This is a genomic window from Streptomyces sp. NPDC055189, assembly GCF_053606765.1.
The window spans coordinates 15,051-33,099 of the sequence record NZ_JBSGSG010000077.1 but is presented as its reverse complement, the minus strand read 5'-3'; the positions used below and the strand labels follow the sequence as shown (position 1 = coordinate 33,099).

Annotated in this window: 13 protein-coding genes; 6 read left to right on the top strand and 7 right to left on the bottom strand. The window is 71.2% G+C overall.

Annotation, left to right across the window (positions count from 1 at the left end; all coding sequences use genetic code 11):
* Window positions 1-102: 102 nt before the first annotated feature.
* Genes ACWFR3_RS36355 through ACWFR3_RS36335 form a run of 5 tightly spaced genes read right to left on the bottom strand, consistent with a single transcriptional unit; the run spans window position 103 to window position 8,284 of the window.
* Entirely contained in the window at window positions 103-708 is a 606-nt protein-coding gene (locus ACWFR3_RS36355) for a GTP-binding protein (protein WP_365864099.1), read from the bottom strand.
* Window positions 689-4,366: a hydantoinase B/oxoprolinase family protein gene (locus tag ACWFR3_RS36350; protein WP_453738967.1), complete on the bottom strand. Its 3,678-nt coding sequence runs from the start codon at window positions 4,364-4,366 to the stop codon at window positions 689-691. The genes ACWFR3_RS36355 and ACWFR3_RS36350 overlap by 20 nt, the downstream gene beginning before the upstream one ends.
* Window positions 4,367-4,391: 25 nt before the next feature.
* Complete coding sequence (locus ACWFR3_RS36345; RefSeq protein WP_453738966.1) at window positions 4,392-4,796, bottom strand: DUF742 domain-containing protein; 405 nt, start codon at window positions 4,794-4,796, stop codon at window positions 4,392-4,394.
* Between the two features lie 9 nt (window positions 4,797-4,805).
* Entirely contained in the window at window positions 4,806-5,246 is a 441-nt protein-coding gene (locus ACWFR3_RS36340; protein WP_453738965.1) for a roadblock/LC7 domain-containing protein, read from the bottom strand.
* Entirely contained in the window at window positions 5,243-8,284 is a 3,042-nt protein-coding gene (locus ACWFR3_RS36335) for a nitrate- and nitrite sensing domain-containing protein (protein ID WP_453738964.1), read from the bottom strand. The genes ACWFR3_RS36340 and ACWFR3_RS36335 overlap by 4 nt, the downstream gene beginning before the upstream one ends.
* A gap of 440 nt (window positions 8,285-8,724) precedes the next feature.
* Here ACWFR3_RS36335 and ACWFR3_RS36330 point away from each other — a divergent pair, with 440 nt between their 5' ends.
* On the top strand, window positions 8,725-9,222 hold the full coding sequence (locus ACWFR3_RS36330; protein WP_453738963.1) for a hypothetical protein: 498 nt from the start codon (window positions 8,725-8,727) through the stop codon (window positions 9,220-9,222).
* 116 nt (window positions 9,223-9,338) lie between these two features.
* Here the strand turns inward: ACWFR3_RS36330 and ACWFR3_RS36325 are convergent, their stop codons facing one another.
* Complete coding sequence (locus ACWFR3_RS36325) at window positions 9,339-10,496, bottom strand: NAD(P)/FAD-dependent oxidoreductase (protein WP_453738962.1); 1,158 nt, start codon at window positions 10,494-10,496, stop codon at window positions 9,339-9,341.
* Complete coding sequence (locus ACWFR3_RS36320; protein WP_453738961.1) at window positions 10,493-10,813, bottom strand: bifunctional 3-phenylpropionate/cinnamic acid dioxygenase ferredoxin subunit; 321 nt, start codon at window positions 10,811-10,813, stop codon at window positions 10,493-10,495. The genes ACWFR3_RS36325 and ACWFR3_RS36320 overlap by 4 nt, the downstream gene beginning before the upstream one ends.
* A 191-nt stretch (window positions 10,814-11,004) precedes the next feature.
* On the opposite strand from ACWFR3_RS36320, the gene ACWFR3_RS36315 reads away from it, so the two are divergent.
* The 5 genes from ACWFR3_RS36315 to ACWFR3_RS36295 all read left to right on the top strand — a co-directional run bounded on the left by ACWFR3_RS36315 (window position 11,005) and on the right by ACWFR3_RS36295 (window position 18,049).
* Window positions 11,005-11,859 (top strand): IclR family transcriptional regulator, encoded by an 855-nt coding sequence (locus ACWFR3_RS36315; protein ID WP_453738960.1) that lies wholly within the window; start codon window positions 11,005-11,007, stop codon window positions 11,857-11,859.
* Window positions 11,860-12,118: 259 nt separating this feature from the next.
* Window positions 12,119-13,204, top strand: a complete 1,086-nt coding sequence (locus ACWFR3_RS36310) for an S-(hydroxymethyl)mycothiol dehydrogenase (protein WP_453738959.1) — start codon at window positions 12,119-12,121, stop codon at window positions 13,202-13,204.
* Window positions 13,201-15,663 (top strand): GcvT family protein, encoded by a 2,463-nt coding sequence (locus tag ACWFR3_RS36305; RefSeq protein WP_453738958.1) that lies wholly within the window; start codon window positions 13,201-13,203, stop codon window positions 15,661-15,663. The genes ACWFR3_RS36310 and ACWFR3_RS36305 overlap by 4 nt, the downstream gene beginning before the upstream one ends.
* 48 nt (window positions 15,664-15,711) lie before the next feature.
* The gene (gene solA / locus ACWFR3_RS36300) at window positions 15,712-16,866 is read left to right on the top strand and encodes an N-methyl-L-tryptophan oxidase (RefSeq protein ID WP_453738980.1); all 1,155 of its coding nucleotides are present in this window, start codon (window positions 15,712-15,714) and stop codon (window positions 16,864-16,866) included.
* A 52-nt stretch (window positions 16,867-16,918) separates the two neighbouring features.
* Window positions 16,919-18,049: an aromatic ring-hydroxylating oxygenase subunit alpha gene (locus tag ACWFR3_RS36295; protein ID WP_453738957.1), complete on the top strand. Its 1,131-nt coding sequence runs from the start codon at window positions 16,919-16,921 to the stop codon at window positions 18,047-18,049.

The window sequence follows — 18,049 nt, the reverse complement described above, 5'->3', positions numbered from 1 at the left end:
GACCGCGGCCCGTACCCCGGTCGGTGGGGGTACGGGCCGCGGCTCTTCATGTCTTCACTCGCTCGCCGGGGCACCCGGTGACGTGCTCGCGTCGTCGCGGGCTCAGGTCGTCGCGGGCTCCCTGGCCGCGGCGGCGGCAGCCATCGCGTGCTGGACCACTCCGATGAGCACTTCCTTGACGGACTGCCGCTCGCGGGCGTCGCACATCACCACGGGGACGCCGGGGTCGAGGTCGAGCGCCTGCCGTACGGCGTCGGCGGGGTAACGGGAGGCCCCTTCGAAGCAGTTGACGCCGACGACGAAGGGTATGGAGCGGCGCTCGAAGTAGTCGACGGCGGCGAAGCAGTCCTCCAGGCGGCGGGTGTCGGCGAGGACCACGGCGCCAAGGGCACCGGTGGCCAGCTCGTCCCAGAGGAACCAGAAGCGGTCCTGGCCGGGGGTGCCGAAGACGTACAGGACCAGGTCCTCGCGCAGCGTGATGCGGCCGAAGTCCATGGCGACGGTGGTGGTGTGCTTGCCCGAGACGCCGCTGGTGTCGTCGACCGGGCGGCCCGCCTCGCTGAGCAGCTCCTCCGTGCGCAGCGGTTTGATCTCGCTGACGGCGCCGACGAGCGTCGTCTTGCCCACGCCGAAGCCGCCCGCCACCAGGATCTTCAGCGTGACCGGCTCGACGGGGGCCTTGCCGCGCTCAGAACGCTTGAAGATCATCGCTCGCTTCTCCTGGATCAGTTGCTTCGGGGGGTGCGTTTGTTGCGCGGGTTGTACCTGAAGGGGTTCCGCGCGTTTCACTGCTGTCGTGCGGGGCGCGTCCGTATCCGCCGCCGCCCGGGGTCTCGATCACGAGTACGTCGCCGGGGCCCGCGTCCGCGAAGTCGCTGCCCTCCAGCGTCCGGACCCGGCCGTCGGCACACTCCACGCGGCCCGCGCCGAGTGCTCCGGGGCTGCCGCCCGCCATGCCGTACGGCGCCACCCTGCGGTGCTGCGAGAGCGTGGACACCGTCATCGGCTCACGGAAGCGGATGCGGCGCACGGCGCCGTCTCCGCCGCGCCACTGCCCGGCGCCCCCGCTGCCCCCGCGTACCGCGAACTCCTCCAGGAGCACGGGCAGGCGCCACTCGAGCACTTCGGGGTCGGTGAGCCGGGAGTTGGTCATGTGGGTCTGGACGACGGACGCCCCGTCGAAGCCGTCACCCGCGCCGGAACCCGACGCCACCGTCTCGTAGTACTGGTGGCGGTCGTTCCCGAAGGTGACGTTGTTCATCGTCCCCGAGCCCTCGGCCTGGACGCCGAGCGCGCCGTACAGCGCGCCGGTGATCGCCTGCGAGGTCTCCACGTTCCCGGCGACGACGGCCGCCGGCGGCTCGGGCGCGAGCAGGGAGCCCGGCGGCACGACGATGTGCAACGGGCGCAGACAGCCGTCGTTGAGCGGGATGTCCTCGACCACCAGGGTGCGGAAGACGTACAGGACCGCGGCGTTGACCACCGCGAAGGGTGCGTTGAAGTTCGTGGCCAACTGGGGGGACGTACCGGTGAAGTCGATGGTCGCCGAGCGGGCTTCGCGGTCCACCGAGACGCGGACCCGGATGACGGCTCCCGAGTCGGTCGGATAGGCGAACTCGCCCTCCTCCAGGGCGTCGATGACCCGGCGTACCGCTTCTTCGGCGTTGTCCTGCACGTGCCTCATGTATGCCTGGACGACGTCGAGACCGAAGTTCTCGATCATGCGGGCGACTTCGTCGACGCCCTTCTGGTTGGCGGCGATCTGGGCACGCAGGTCGGCGAGGTTGGTGGCCGGGTTCCGGGAGGGGTACGGCGCTTCGGTGAGCAGGCTCTGGGTCTCGGCCTCGCGGAAGCGGCCGCCTTCTACAAGAAGCCAGTTGTCGAAGAGGATGCCCTCCTCTTCGATGGTGCGGCTGTTCGCCGGCATGGAGCCGGGGGCGATGCCGCCGATCTCCGCGTGGTGCCCGCGCGACGCCACGTAGAAGAGGATCCGTTCTCCGGGAGAGTCGAAAACCGGCGTGATGACCGTGACGTCCGGGAGGTGGGTTCCGCCGTGGTACGGGTCGTTGACGGCATAGGTGTCACCGGAGCGCATGCTGCTGCCGCGGCGCCGGATCACCTCCTTCACGCTGGTGCCCATCGAGCCCAGGTGCACGGGGATGTGCGGGGCGTTGGCGACCAGGTTGCCGTCGGGGTCGAAGAGCGCGCAGGAGAAGTCGAGCCGCTCCTTGATGTTCACCGACTGGGACGTGGACTCCAGGCGGGCGCCCATCTGCTCGGCGATCGACATGAAGAGGTTGTTGAAGACTTCCAGGAGTACGGGGTCGGCCGCGGCGCTCGCGTCGGAACCCCGGGGCACCGCCACGCGTTCCATGACCAGGTGCCCCTCGCGTGTCGTCGCCGCCCGCCAGCCGTCGTCCACGACCGTCGTGGCGCCGGCCTCGGTGATGATCGCGGGACCGTCGACGCTCTCGCCGGGCGGCAGCTCATCGCGGCGGTGCAGGAGCACGTCGCGCCAGGCGCCGCCCGTGTGCAGGCTCACGGTCTGCGCGGCGCCCGCGTCGCCGTCCCGGGCGAGCACGGAGAGGTCGGGCTGCTCGGTCAGGCCGGTGGCCTCCACGGAGAGCGCCTCGACGACGACCGGGCGGTCCAGGGTGAAGGAGTAGGTGGTGCGATGGCGCTCTTCGAAGACGCGGATCATGCGGTCCGGCTCGGTGAGCTCCACGGTGAGCGTGGTGTCGGTGCCGTCGTAGCGCAGCTGGGCCCGACGGGTCACGCGGATGCGGTCCTCGGGCACGTCCTCGGCGAGGAGTTCGGCGCGCGCCGCTTCCTCCAGGTTGGCGGCGGTCTTCAGGACGCGCGGCATCGCGGACGGTTCGAGACGCGCCTCCACGGACTGCTCGCGCATCGCGGTGGTGTCGGCGAGGCCGATGCCGAGCGCGGAGAGCACACCCGCCATCGGCGGTACGAGGACGGTGCGGATGCCCAGCGAGTCGGCGACCATGCAGGCGTGCTGGCCGCCCGCGCCGCCGAACGTCGTGAGGGCATAGCGGGTGACGTCGTGGCCCTTCTGGACCGAGATGCGTTTGACGGCGGCCGCGATGTTGGCGACCGCGATCCGCAGATAGCCCTCGGCGACCTGCTCGGCGGTGCGGTCGTCGCCGGTGCGTTCCCTGATGTCGCGGGCCAGGTCGGCGAAGCGGTCGCGTACGAGGGCCCCGTCGAGCGGCTGGTCGCCGTCCGGCCCGAACACCGGCGGGAAATGGGCGGGCTGGATGCGTCCGAGGGCGACGTTGGCGTCGGTGACCGTGAGCGGGCCGCCGCCCCGGTAACTCGCCGGGCCAGGAGCGGCGCCCGCGGAGTCGGGGCCCACGCGGTAGCGGCTGCCGTCGAAGTGCAGCACGGAGCCGCCGCCCGCCGCGACGGTGTGGATGTCCAGCATCGGCGCGCGCAGCCGGACGCCCGCGATCTGCGTGGTGAAGACCCGCTCGTACTCGCCCGCGTAGTGCGACACGTCCGTGGACGTACCGCCCATGTCGAAGCCGATGACACGGTCGAAGCCCGCGCGCTGCGACATACGGGCCATGCCGACGATGCCGCCCGCGGGCCCGGACAGGATCGCGTCCTTGCCGCGGAACCGGCCTGCTTCGGTGAGGCCGCCGTTCGACTGCATGAACATCAGCCGCACCCCGCGCAGTTCGGCGGCGACGTGCTGGACGTAGCGCTGCAGGACGGGCGAGAGATACGCGTCGACCACCGCCGTGTCACCGCGCGGGACCAGCTTCATGAGCGGGCTGACCTCACTGGAGAGTGAGACCTGCGGGAAGCCGGTGCGGACGGCGAGTTCGGCGATCGCCCGTTCGTGGGCGGGGTGCAGATGGCTGTGCATGCAGACCACCGCGACGGCCCGGATGCCGTCTTCGTAGGCCTCGCGCAGCGGCCCTGCGAGCTGCTCCAGGTCGGGTGCCCGCAGGACCTCGCCGTCGGCGGTGACCCGCTCGTCGGCCTCGATGACCCGGTCGTAGAGGAGCTCCGGGAGGACGATCTCGCGGGCGAAGATGCGGGGGCGGTTCTGGTAGGCGATGCGCAGGGCGTCGCCGAAGCCGCGGGTGATCACCAGGGCGGTGGGCTCGCCCTTGCGCTCCAGGAGGGCGTTCGTGGCGACGGTGGTGCCCATGCGGACGGTGTCGACGGGAGTGCCGGGGGCCTCGCCCAGGAGTTCACGGATGCCCGCGACGGCCGCATCCGCGTAGCGGGACGGGTTGTCCGACAGGAGCTTGTGCGTGAGCAGCCGCCCGTCGGGACGCCGCGCGACGATGTCCGTGAAGGTGCCGCCCCTGTCGACCCAGAACTGCCAGCCAGCCACGTCTCATTCCCCGCTTCCGCGCTGCTCAGAGCGCCCGGAGGCCGTTGATCACGTCGCGCAGAATACTCTCGTCCGGCAATTCCGCGGGGGGTACGGGACGTGTCACGTGCACCAGTTCGTCGTCGACGAGATCGCCGATGAGAACACGGATCACGCCGATGGGGAGGTCCAGTTCGGCCGCCAGTTCGGCGACCGACTGGGGGCTGTCACGGCAGAGCCCGACGATGTCCACGTGCTCCGGAGACAGCGTCCTGTCCGCCTCCGGGTCGCCGGCACGGGCTTCCGCGATGACGACCGCGATCAGATCGAGGCGGTGCTGGGCCGGACTCGTGGTCCGGCCGCGCGTCATCGCGTACGGGCGCACCACCGGTCCGGCGTCGTCGTCGAACCAGCGATGCGTCCCCTGTATCCCCTGACCGTCTTCGCTCATACCCTCCCGCTACCCTCCCGTGGGCAGGTCGGTGCGCGGCGCGGTACCCAGATGCACACCCACCCTCTTGACCAGCAGCGTCATTTCGTACGCGACCAGACCTACGTCGGAGTCAGCGTCCGAGAGGACGGCGAGACAGCTGCCGTCCCCCGCGGCCGTGACGAACAGGAAGGCATCGTCGAGCTCGACCACGGTCTGGCGGACCCTGCCCGCCTCGAAGTGGCGTCCGACGCCCTTGGCGAGGCTGTGGAAGCCGGAGGCGACAGCCGCGAGGTGCTCGCTGTCCTCCCTGGTCAGATCCTTCGACAGGCCGGTGGGCAAGCCGTCGCCGGAGAGCACGAGCGCCTTGCGGATGCTGGCGACCCGCGTCACCAGTTCGTCGAGGAGCCAGTTCAGCTCTCCCGATCCCCCCGGTCCCGCGGTACGTGCGTCGGCCTTCGGTGCGGTCATCGACCGTCCCCCTCAGATGTCGTTCCTGGTGCTGTGCCGTCGGGAGTGTCTTCGCCCGCGGCGTTTTCTTCACGGCCACGCTGCCAGCCGCGCTGGAGCGAAGCCATCCGGCTGCGGACCTCGTCGGCGTCGCGCTCTTCCGGCCTGGTCGAGGCAGGTGCCGAGGCGCGCTCCGTGCGGTGGTCCGGCCCGTCCTTCAACTGTGGGGCGAGATTGGCCTGGCGTACACGCCGGGGCAGTCCGCCGGGGGCGGCGGCAGGCGCGGGTGCCCGGCCTGCGCTGGCGTCGCTCTCCGCGCTCGGGGCCTCCGGGCGCGGGACTTCCGTTCGCGGTACCTCTGTGCGCGGAGTCTCCGTACGCGCGGATTCCGAACGCGCGGATTCCGTACGCCTGCTGCGGCGCGGGAGGTCCGGCGGTGTGTCGGACGCGGTGACGTCGCGGTGCGGCGGGGAGAGGTCGGGCCAGGCCGACTGCGGCTCGGGGCGGCGCGGCAGGTCGATGGGCTCGGTCGCGCCGCGGTCCCGGTCCACGGCGCCGCCCTGGGGGCGCCCCGCGGGGGCCTGAGAGCGCTCGGGGCGCTCGGGGCGCTCCGGTGCCGAGTCGTCGTCCTCCGCCGCGCCCCGCTGCCTGCTGTGCGTCACGGGGCGGCCGTGCGAGGAGACCAGCTTCGGGGTCCTGCGGCGGGGCAGCTGTATGGGGTCTTCGGGGGACGACTGGTCGCCGGGGTCGCCGAAGCCACTGCCGTTCCCGTTGCCGAAGCTCCTTCCGCTGCCGCTGCCGCCGGCCCGTGAGGGCAGGTCCTCGGGGTGGGTGGGCTCGCGCTCGCCCGTCTCCCGCTCGTCGCGGGCCTGCTGGTGCTGTTCGTCGCCCGGCACCCCCGTCATGCGGCGGCGCGGGCGGAAGAGCCCGCCGCGCTCGCTGTCCTCGTCACCGAGGTCGCCCAAGTCGCCGGGGAAGGGGTCGAGACCCGCCATGCCCACCGGCGCTTCCAGCTCGACGGGACCGTCCAGGACGGACGCGGGCAGCCCCGGCAGCTGCACGGGCACCTGGCCGAGCGCGGCCTGCTTGTCGCCCGCGGCGTCGCGGCCCAGGGCTTCCTTGGGCTGCGGCCTGTCGAGCCGGAACCCGACGCCGTTCGTGTCCGGTACGTCGTCCGTGAGCAGCGTCTCCGGGATGAACACGACGGCCGTGGTGCCGCCGTACGGAGAGGGCTGCAGGGAGACACGCACGCGCTGTCGCTGGGCGAGGCGGCTCACCACGAAGAGGCCGAGGCGGTCGGTGTCGGAGAGTTCGAACTCCGGGGTCTCCGCGAGGCGGAGGTTGGCGTCCAGGAGCGCGTCGGGTGCCATGCCCAGGCCCCGGTCGTGGATCTCCAGGGTGAAGCCGTTGGCGACGTGCTCCCCGAGAACCTGCACGGCCGTGTGCGGGGGCGAGAACACCGTGGCGTTCTCCAGGAGTTCGGCCATCAGGTGGGTGAGGTCGGCGACCGCGGGCCCGGTGACGGCGATGCGCGGCAGGCGGCGCACCTCGATGCGTTCGTAGTCCTCGACCTCGGCGACGGCCGCGCGGACGACGTCCATGAGCTGGACGGGCTTGCGCCACTGCCGGGAGGGGGCGGCGCCGGAGAGGATCACGAGGCCCTCGGCGTGCCGCCGCATGCGGGTGGTGAGGTGGTCGAGGCGGAAGAGGTCGGCGAGTTCGTCGGTGTCCTCGGTCCTGCGCTCCATGGTGTCGAGCAGGGTGAGCTGCTTGTGCAGGAGCACCTGGCTGCGGCGGGCGAGGTTGACGAACACCTCGGAGACGCCGCGGCGCAGGTCGGCCTGTTTGACGGCGGCCTCGACGGCGGCGCGCTGCAGGGTGTTGAGCGCCTGGCCGACCTGGCCTATCTCGTCCTTCTCGTACGTCAGACGCGGGGCCTCGGTCTCCACGTCGACCTGCTCGCCCGCCGCCAGGCGGCGCAGCACGCCGGGCAGCCGGACGCCGGACGCCTCATGGGCCTCCAGGCGCATGCGGCGCAGGTCACGGATGAGGCTGCTGCCGATGCGTACGGACATGAAGACCGAGAACAGCAGGGCGAGCAGACCGAACACGCCGGCCACGACGACGCGCACGATGACGCCGACGGCCACCGGCTCGACGCGGTCCTGGTAGCGGTCGCCCGCCGCCTTGTCGCGCTCGGCGAGTTCCTTGAGCGCCTTGCCCGACGCGGCGTCCCAGCGCGCCGACGTGACGGCGCGCGGGGTGCCGGGCGCGGATTCGACGACGGCCTTCTCGGCGGACCTCAGCTCCGTCGTCTGGGCGCCGTTCCAGTAGCGCTCGTAGCTGGCGCGCTCGTCCTCGGGCAGCAGCGCGAGGCTGTCCTCGTAGAGCAGCGTGCGCTGGGCCCTGAGATCGGATATCTCCCTGATCTCGGCCTTGGTGAGGCGGCGCGCGACGAGTGCGGAGCCAAGGAGCGCGTCCTCGCGGGAGAGAAGTTCGCGTGCGCGGGTCACGCCGACGAGCGCCCGGCCCTGCTGGTCCATCTTCACGTCGTCGAGGGCGTGCAGGGTGGTCAGGAAGCCGTAGCAGGGGTCGATCAGCTTCGTGTACATCTTCAGCGCGCTTGCGCGGGTGATCGTGCCTTCCTCGACCGTGCGGCGCAGCGACTCAAGACCCTTGAAGGAGTCGAGGAGCGACGCGAGCCGGTCGGCGGACTGACCGGTGACCTCGTCCCGCACGTCCGGGTGCGCCGCGCTCTCCTCGACCTTGGCGACCATGTCGTCGGTGGCCGTGCGGCTGCGGCGCAGCGCCGCGAGCGCGTCGGAGGCGCGCGGGTCGGCGAGATAGACGAGGGTCTGGCGGCGTTCCTGCTGGACGACCCTGGCTGTGTCCTCGATCGGGTAGCCGATCCTGTCGACGACGTTGGAGACGTCGATGAGTTCCTTGGCCGCCTGACCGGTGAGGTAAGTGGCGAAACCCCACATCGCGGTCAGGGAAATGAGCGGCACCAGCAGCAATGCCACGATCTTCCGGCGGATGGACTTCCCGCGAAAGCGCATGGCCTCCCCCAGATCGACCCCCTGCGGCCGCGCTAGGGCCGGGGGCACACATGTGCGTCAACAAACGGCGTGAGCCTACTACTGACCCACGAGCAACTCGAAGGCGTGTCCGGACCGATTTCAGCCGTGACGTGAAACAGACGTCCCCAGTTGTCCCTTCAATTCGGGAGATTGCATCCCGCGTGTGGCACATGCCACTCGGCACATTCCTTCTCGCCGATCGATCCAGTTGGCCTGAACTCTTCGCTTTTCCGAACCGGGCGGGAATCTTCCGGGCCTCTCGTTCGTCATTCGGTACGGGAGTTGGGGACTGCGGGCACGAGAGGTCCGCATGCCGTCACCAGGTGGCGTAAAGCTGCGTATACCGGGCACCCACTGGGGAGTCGGAACCGCCGACGTCTCATGGAACGGCCCGAGGGCATCGGGGGAGTGACGAGTTGATGGGCACGGCAGAGCGTCAGAGGGCAGACACGGAGACGGGCACGGAGGCGAGCGCGGAGACGGGCACGGATGAGCTCGGGACATCCGCGCGCCAGTCCGGCGAGGAACGCAGGGAGTTGTGGGTCGAGGAGCCGGCCCGCAAGCGGCGCCTGCCCGATCCGGTGCGTACGGCCGCGGTGCGAGCCGTGATCATCGTGGCGCTGACCTTGATACAGGCGATGACGGCGTTCCTGTGCGCGTTGGCCGGATCCTGGTTGTCCTTCCCGATGGTGCTCAGCAGCGTGGCCAGCACCGTTGCCGCCACGTGGGGCGTCCTGGACGTATGGGTGACCCGTCAGGTGTGGAACCAGCGGCACGGAGTGGTGTCGGTGCCGAGCAGCACGGCACGTCAGCTGCGGCGCGAGCGGCGCCGGGCCCGCCGACAGGCCCGGGCGGCGGGGCGCGGCGAGGACCGCATACGGCGGCGTGGGCGGACGGGACAGTTGTCGCACCCCTAGGCGCGGCCCGCTGGGTGCACGGCCTCTGGGCGCACGTCCTTCGTGTGCGCAGCCTCCGGGTGCACGTCCTCCGGGCGCGCGTCCTCCGGGAGCACTCCCACGCGCCCCCGCGAGAGTCAGGCCGCGACGGGCTCCGGCGTCGGCAGGCCGCGTCGCATCCGCATGAACGGGCGCGGACGGTTCACCGCGAGGACCGCCGTGGTGTGGCCGTCGCGCTCGTAGGCGGCGAGGAAACTGCCTTCCTCCGTCGAGCCTTCGACGATGCGCACGGCGTCCCCGGCCCGTCGCCGCCCCGCGAACTGGATGCGGGAGCCGTACTGGTCGGACCAGAAGTACGGCAGCGGGCGTACGGTCTCGGCGGTGCGGCCCGCCAGCAAGTTGCTCACGGCGACGCGGGGTTGCTCCGTGGCGCTCGTCCAGTGCTCGGCGCGGGCGGCGCCCACCCGGGCCACGTCGCCCACGGCGACCACGTGGGGCAGCGCGGTGACGCAGCCGTCGTCGCAGAGCACTCCGTCGTCAAGGGCAAGGGTCGAGCCCGCGAGCCAGCCGGTGTTGGGGATGGCCCCGATGCCGACGACGACCACATCGGCGGGGAGCAGCCGACCGTCGGCCAGCTCCACCCCGCGTACGGTCGTCTCGCCGTGCAGTGCGGCGACGCCGGTGCCCGTCACGAGCTCCGCTCCCCCGCGTGCGTGCAGCCCGGCGCACACGGCCGCCATCTCCGCGCCCAGTTGCGGGACAAGCGGCAGCGGGGCGGCCTCGACGACCGTCACGTCGTGCCCGAGGGCCACGCACGAGGAGGCGGTCTCGGCGCCGATGAATCCGCCGCCGATCACCACGACCCGGCGCGGCCCCGCGGTCAGCTCGGTGCGCAGGGCGCGGGCGTCGTCCAGGGTGCGCAGGGTGTGCACCCCCGCAAGGGAGGGCCCGGGCAGCCGGCGCGCGGATGCCCCCGTGGCGATGACCACCCCGTCGCTCGCGACGGTCCTGCCGTCCTCCAGGAGTACGGTGCGGCCACGCGGGTCCAGGCCGCGGGCGCGCACCCCGAGCAGCCACTCGGCGGCGAGTTCGCCGGTCTCCTCGGTATCGGACAGGGCGAGTTGGTCCTCGTCGGCCCTGCCGGAGAGGAAGTCCTTGGACAACGGCGGCCTGTCGTACGGTGGGTGCGGTTCGTCGCCGATGATCACGAGCCGTCCGTCGTACCCCCGGGCGCGCAGTTCGCGCGCCGCGTAGAGCCCGGCGAGCGAGGCGCCCACCACGGTGATGGTTCTCATGCGGCGGAACCCTCCTCGGCCACGAGGTGGACGTGGATCGTGCCGTCGTCGACGCTCACCCGGTGGGTGCGCACGGCGCGGCGGGCGGGCAGACAGGTCGGCCGCCCGGTACGGAGATCGAAGGAGGCGGCATGGAGCGGGCATTCGACCAGGCAGCCTTCGAGCCAGCCCTCGGAGAGGGAGGCGTCCTGGTGACTGCAGGTGTCATCGATGGCGTAGATCTCGCCGTCGGCGTTGAACACCGCGACGGGCGGTGTGGTTTCGACACGGACGGATTCGCCCGCGGGGAGGTCTTCAAGGCGGCAGACGGGAATCATTGGGCCCCCCTCTTGATCTCTCTCGGCCCGGTCCTGACACCTTCTCGGCCCAGGACCTATCGGTAACATGATGTTTCGCATGGCGCACGAGGGAGCGCTATGCGCAACAGAATCCGGTCGGGATGCCCACCGCGTCAAGGGCTTCCCGCAGATGCGGCTTCAACGGGCCGCGAGGTGGTGAGAGTTGAGATATGACCGGCACGCGGAAACAGCCTGATCAGAACGAGGAGCCGCACGGGAACCAGGCCGGGGACCAGGCCGGTGAACCCCGCGAGAAGCAGCCGAAAGGGGCCCCGGCTTCCGTCCAGTCCGTGGACCGCGCGGTCAGCGTCCTGGAGATACTCGCCCGGCTCGGCGAGGCCGGAGTCACCGAGATCGCCGACGAGTTGGGGGTGCACAAGTCGACGGCCTTCCGGCTGCTCGGCGTCCTGGAGAACCGTGGCCTCGTGGGCCAGGCCAAGGACCGCGGGAAGTACTTCCTGGGCGCCGGCGTACTGCGCCTCGCGGGGGCGGCGGCAGTGCGCCTCGACATCTCCCAGGAGGGCGGCCCGGTCTGCCGCGACCTCGCCGACGAGCTGGGCGAGACGGTCAACATCGCCATCCTGGACGACGACGCCGCGGTCAACATCATGCAGGCCCGCGGCCCCGCCTCCGTGACCGCGCAGAACTGGCTGGGCAGGCGCACCCCGCTGCACGCCACCTCCAGCGGCAAGATCCTCCTCGCCCACCTGCCCACCACGCTGCGCGAGGGTCTGATAGCGCGGACGCTGCCGCGCCTGACCGAGCACACGGTGACCGGGACGGTGGCGCTGCGCGGCGAGTTGGAGGCCGTCGTCGACCAGGGCTTCGCCATCGCCGTGGAGGAACTCGAGGTGGGCCTGGCCGCGGTCGCCGCGCCGGTGCGCGCGCACGACGGCAAGGTGATCGGGGCCCTCAGCGCGTCGGGGCCCGTGTACCGCCTGACCGAGGACCGTCTCACCGAGCTCGCCAAGCGCACGGTCGCAGCGGCCCTGGAGCTCTCGCGGCGGATGGGCTACGGCTTTTGACGTAGCGTCACTGGACACGGAGGACGAGGGCGGAACCGGGAAAACCTGGTTCCGCCCTCGTCGCGTTCCCGGGGCCGCGACGCCCCTTCCCCGCTCCCGCCCCGCTCCCGCCCCGGTCGCGTGTCGATCGTGTTTCGCCGTGCCCAGGGGATTTGCCGAGGGTTAACTCCCACCCCTTGACGGCCTCTTGATGGCGTTCCCAGTATGTCTCTCATAGCGCAACCCGTCGTGCAGTGCGCAACAGCAGAGGAGTCTGGCCGTGCCACACGAGGTCCGTGCCGTCGTCGCCATGAAGAAGGCCGCACCCGTCGAGGTGCAGACGATCGTCGTGCCAGATCCCGGTCCGGGAGAGGTACTCGTCTCCGTGCAGGCCTGCGGGGTCTGCCACACGGATCTGCACTACCGGGAAGGCGCGATCAACGACGACTTCCCGTTCCTGCTCGGTCATGAGGCCGCCGGCACCGTCGAGGCGGTCGGCGCCGACGTCACCGATCTCGCCCCCGGCGACTATGTGGTGCTCGCCTGGCGCGCCCCCTGCGGAGCCTGCCGCTCCTGCCTGCGCGGGCGTCCCTGGTACTGCTTCGACTCACGCAACGCCGCCCAGCCGATGACCCTCCTGGACGGCACCCCGCTGAGCCCGGCCCTGGGCATCGGCGCCTTCGCCGAGAAGACCCTGGTCGCCGCGGGACAGGCCGTGAAGGTCGACCCGGCGGCCCGCCCCGAGGCCGCCGGGCTCATCGGCTGCGGCGTGATGGCGGGCTACGGGGCCGCCGTGAACACGGGCCGGGTGGGCCGCGGCGACACCGTGGCCGTCATCGGCTGCGGCGGGGTCGGCAACGCCGCGATCGCCGGGGCCTCCCTTGCGGGCGCTCGCCGTGTCATCGCCGTCGACATCGACGAGGCCAAGCTCGACGGGGCGACCCGGTTCGGCGCCACGCACACCGTCAACTCCCGCGGCACGGACCCGATCGAGGCGGTGCGCGAACTGACCGGCGGTTTCGGGGTCGACGTCGCGATCGATGCCGTCGGCACCCCGTCGACGTACAAACAGGCGTTCTACATGCGCGATCACGCGGGTGTGCTCGTGCAGGTCGGTGTGCCCGACCCGGAGATGAAGATCGACCTGCCTCTGATCGACCTGTTCTCGCGCGGCGGCGCCCTCAAATCCTCCTGGTACGGGGACTGCCTGCCGACCCGCGACTTTCCGATCCTCGTCGACCAGTACCTCAGCCGCCGGCTCGACCTGGGCGGATTCGTCTCCGAGACCATCACGCTCGACGAGGTCGAGGAGGCGTTCGCCAGGATGCACCGCGGTGAGGTGCTGCGTTCGGTGGTGGTCCTGTGAGCGAGACCTCCGTGCCCGGCGGCCACGAGCCCCGGCCGCCCCGCGTGATCGTCATCGGCGCCGGCATCGTCGGCTGCTCCCTGGCCGACGAGCTGACCGCCCGCGGCTGGACCGACGTCACCGTCCTCGAACAGGGGCCGCTCCCCGCCCCCGGCGGCTCCACCTCGCACGCTCCCGGCCTGGTCTTCCAGACGGGTCCTTCCAAGACCCTGACCGCCTTCGCCACGTACACGGTCGAGAAGTTCGGGGCCCTGGAGGTGGACGGCCTCTCCTGCTTCAACCCGGTCGGCGGCCTCGAACTCGCCACCACGCCCGAACGCTGGGCCGACCTGCACCGCAAGGCGGGATACGCCGCTTCCTGGGGCATCCGGGCGGAGCTCGTGGGCCCCGCCCGGTGCAAGGAGATGTGGCCGCTCCTCGACGAGAGCAAGGTGCTCGGCGGCCTGCACACCCCCGACGACGGGCTCGCCCGGGCCGTGCTCGCCTGCCGTGCGCAGATCGAGCGGGCACGCGCGCGTGGCGCTCGTTTTCTCGACCGGCACACCGTCACCGGCATCGAGCAGGAGGACGGACGCGTCACCGCCGTCGTCACCGACCAGGGCACGTTCCCCGCCGATCACGTCGTGTCGGCCGCGGGTTTCTGGGGCCCGGTGATCGGGCGCATGGCCGGCGTCGACATCCCCCTCCTCCCCCTCGCCCATCAGTACGCGAAGACGGCACCCCTCCCCGACCTGGCGGGCGTCAACGACCCGCGCACGGAGGCCTCGAAGCCGATCCTCCGGTTCCAGGACCGCGATCTGTACTTCCGCGAGCACACCGACCGCATCGGCATCGGTTCCTACGCCCACCGTCCGCTGCCCGTGGACGCGTTCACCGTCCCGGCCTACGACGACGCACCGCACATGCCGTCCTCGTACCCCTTCACCGAGGAGGATTTCGCGCCGACCTGGCAGGACTGCGGCCGGCTGCTGCCCGCCCTGCGCGACTCCGAGGTCGCCGAGGGCTTCAACGGCGTCTTCTCCTTCACCCCTGACGGCATGCCGGTACTCGGTGAATCGCGGGCGCTGCGCGGGTTCTGGCTGGCCGAGGCGGTGTGGGTGACGCACTCCGCGGGCGTGGCCAGGGCGGTCGCCGAGTGGATGGTCGAAGGGCGGCCCTCCGTCGACGTACACGACTGCGACCTCACCCGCTTCGAGGACGCCCAGCGCTCCCCCGCCTACGTAGCCGACCGCGGCGCCCAGCAGTTCGTCGAGGTCTACGACGTCCTCCATCCCCTGCAACCCATGGAGCAGCCCCGGCCGCTGCGGGTCAGCCCCTTCTACGCCCGGCAGCAGGAACTGGGCGCCGTCTTCCTGGAGGGCGGCGGCTGGGAACGCCCGCACTGGTACGAGGCGAACGCCCCGCTCCTCGCGGACGTCGAGGTCCCCCCGCGCGACGCCTGGTCGGCCCGCCACTGGTCGCCGATCGCGGCGGCGGAGGCGAAGGCGACCCGCGAGAAGGTCGCCCTCTACGACATGACGCCCCTGCGCCGCCTCGAAGTCTCGGGGTCCGGCGCGCTCGCCTTCCTGCAGCGCATGACCTCCAACAACCTGGCCAAGAAGCCGGGCGCCGTGACGTACACCCTCCTCCTGGACGAGACGGGCGGCATCCGCTCCGACCTCACGGTGGCCCGGCTCGCCCCGGACCGCTTCCAGGTCGGCGCCAACAGCCCGGCCGACCTGGACTGGCTCCTCCGGCACGCCCCCGACGACGTGCACCTGCGCGACATCACGTCGGGGACCTGCTGCATCGGCGTCTGGGGCCCGCTCGCCAGGGAGCTCGTCCAGCCGCTCACCCGCGACGACTTCTCGCACGAGGCGTTCGGCTACTTCCGGGCCAAGGAGACGTACATCGGACATGTCCCGGTCACGGCGATGCGCCTGTCGTACGTCGGTGAGCTGGGCTGGGAGCTCTACACGAGCGCCGACACCGGGCTCCGGCTCTGGGACACGCTCTGGGAGGCGGGGCAGGAGCACGGCGTGATCGCGGCCGGGCGTTCCGCGTTCAACAGCCTGCGCCTGGAGAAGGGCTACCGCGCGTGGGGCCATGACATGACCGCCGAGCACGACCCGTACGAGGCGGGTGTCGGGTTCGCGGTACGCATGGACCGGGGCGACTTCGTGGGCCGTGCCGCGCTCGAACGGCTCGGCTCCCCCGCACGCAGGCTCACCCCGCTGCTGCTCGACGATCCGGCCGCCGTCGTCCTCGGCAAGGAGCCCGTCCATGTCGACGGGGTTCCGGCCGGTTACGTCACCAGCGCCTCGTACGGATACACGCTGGGCCGCTGTGTCGCCTACGCGTGGCTTCCGCCGCAGGAGACGGGCGGATCCGTGCACATCGAGTACTTCGGCGAGAAGGTCCCCGCGACGGTCGCCGAAGAGCCGCTGTTCGACCCGAAGATGACCCGCATCCGGCGCTAGAGGCCGTGCGGCCGCTGCTATGGAGGAAGCTCTGTGTCCCCCACCTCTGTGTCCCCCACCTATGACGTGATCGTGATCGGCCTCGGCGGCATGGGCAGTGCCGCCGCCCACCACCTGTCCGCGCGCGGCGCCCGTGTCCTGGGCCTGGAGAAGTTCGGTCCCGTCCACAACCGCGGCTCAAGCCACGGGGGTTCGCGCATCACCCGGCAGTCCTACTTCGAGGACCCGGCCTACGTCCCGCTGCTCCTGCGCTCGTACGAGCTGTACGCACGCCTGGAGCGCGACACCGGCCGCGAGATCGCCACCCTGTGCGGCGGCGTGATGCTCGGCCGCCCCGAGAGCCGCGCCGTCTCCGGATCGCTGCTCTCCGCACAGCAGTGGGACCTCCCCCACGAGGTGCTCGATGCCCCCGAGATACGCCGCCGCTTTCCCACCCTCAGCCCGCGCGACGACGAGGTGGCGCTGTACGAGGCGCGGGCCGGTCTCGTCCGCCCCGAGAACACCGTCGCCGCACATCTGCAGCTCGCCACGCAGCAGGGCGCCGACCTGCACTTCGAGGAGCCGATGACGCGCTGGGAGCCGTATCGGGACGGCGTCCGCGTGCACACCGCCGAGGACACCTACACCGCAGGGCAGTTGGTGATCTGCCCCGGCGCCTGGGCACCGCAGCTCCTGACCGACATCGGGGTGCCGTTCACCATCGAGCGGCAGGTCATGTACTGGTTCGAGCCGACCGGCGGCGTGCGGCCCTTCCTGCCGCAGAACCATCCGATCTACATCTGGGAGGACGCGGACGACGTGCAGGTCTACGGTTTCCCTGCCATCGACGGCCCGGATCTCGGCGCCAAGGTCGCCTTCTTCCGCAAGGGCACGCCCTGCACGCCGGAGAACATCGAACGCACGGTGCACGACCACGAGGTCGCAGCGATGGCCGAGCACATGGCGCGCCACATCCCGTCCCTGCCGGGACAGTTCCTCAAGGCCGCGACCTGCATGTATTCCAACACCCCCGACGAGCACTTCGTCATCACCCGGCACCCGGCCCACCCCGGATCGGTGACCGTCGCGGCCGGATTCTCCGGACACGGCTTCAAGTTCGTGCCGGTCGTCGGCGAGATCGTCGCCGATCTGGCGCTGAACGGCGCCACCGAGCACCCCATCGAGCTCTTCGACCCCGGCCGCCTGGCCGCCGCGCCCGCTTGAGGAATACGGACTTGAGCAGTACGGACTTGAGCAGTACGGAGGAGTACGCACCGTGACGACGACCCCCGAGGCCCCGTCCGCCGCCGGCAGCCTGATGACCACGCTGCCGGGCCACTTCTACACCGACCCGGAGATCTTCCGGCAGGAACAGGAACGCGTCTTCGAGTCGCTCTGGTTCTGCGCGGTGCGCTCCGCCGACCTCGGCAAACCCGGCGCGTTCCGCACCGTGCAGATCGGCCGCGAGAGCGTACTGATCACCCGCTCCCGCTCCGGGGAGCTGCGCGCGTTCCTCAACATCTGCCGCCACCGGGGCGCCCGGCTGTGCACGCAGGAGTCCGGCGAGGTGCGCCGCGCGCTCCAATGCCCGTACCACGCATGGACGTACGACCTCGACGGCAAGCTGATCGCCGCGCCGAACCTGACGAAGATGCCCGACGTCGACCGCGCCGCGTACGGCCTGGTCAAGGTCGCGCTGCGGGAGTGGCTCGGCTACGCCTGGGTGTGCCTGGCCGACGAGCCGCCCTCCTTCGAGGAGACCGTCATCGGCGCGGCCGTGGAGCGGCTCGGCGACACGGCGTCCATCGAGCGCTACGGCACCGAGCGGCTCGCCCTGGGCAAGCGCGTCACCTACGACGTGCGCGCCAACTGGAAGCTCATCGTCGAGAACTTCATGGAGTGCTATCACTGCGCGACCATCCACCCCGAACTGACCGAGGTGCTGCCGGAGTTCACCGACGGATTCGCCGCCCAGTACTACGTCGGGCACGGCGCCTCGTTCGGTGAGGAGGTCAGCGGCTTCACCGTCGACGGCAGCGCGGGCTTCGGGCGGCTTCCCGAGGTCGCCGAGGACCAGGACCGGCGCTACTACGCGATCACCATCAAGCCGTCGGTCTTCATCAACCTCGTCCCCGACCACGTGATCCTGCACCGGATGTTCCCGCTGGCCGAGGACCGTACGGTCGTGGAGTGCGACTGGCTGTACGCACCCGAGGTCGTCGCGTCCGGCGTCGACCTGGCCAAGTCCGTGGAGCTCTTCCACCGGGTCAACGAGCAGGACTTCGAGGCCTGTGAGCGCACCCAGCCCGCGATGGCCTCACGCGCCTATCGCGGGGGCGGGGTGCTCGTGCCGACCGAGCATCACATCGGCCTCTTCCACGAGTGGCTGACCGAGCGGCTGGCCTAG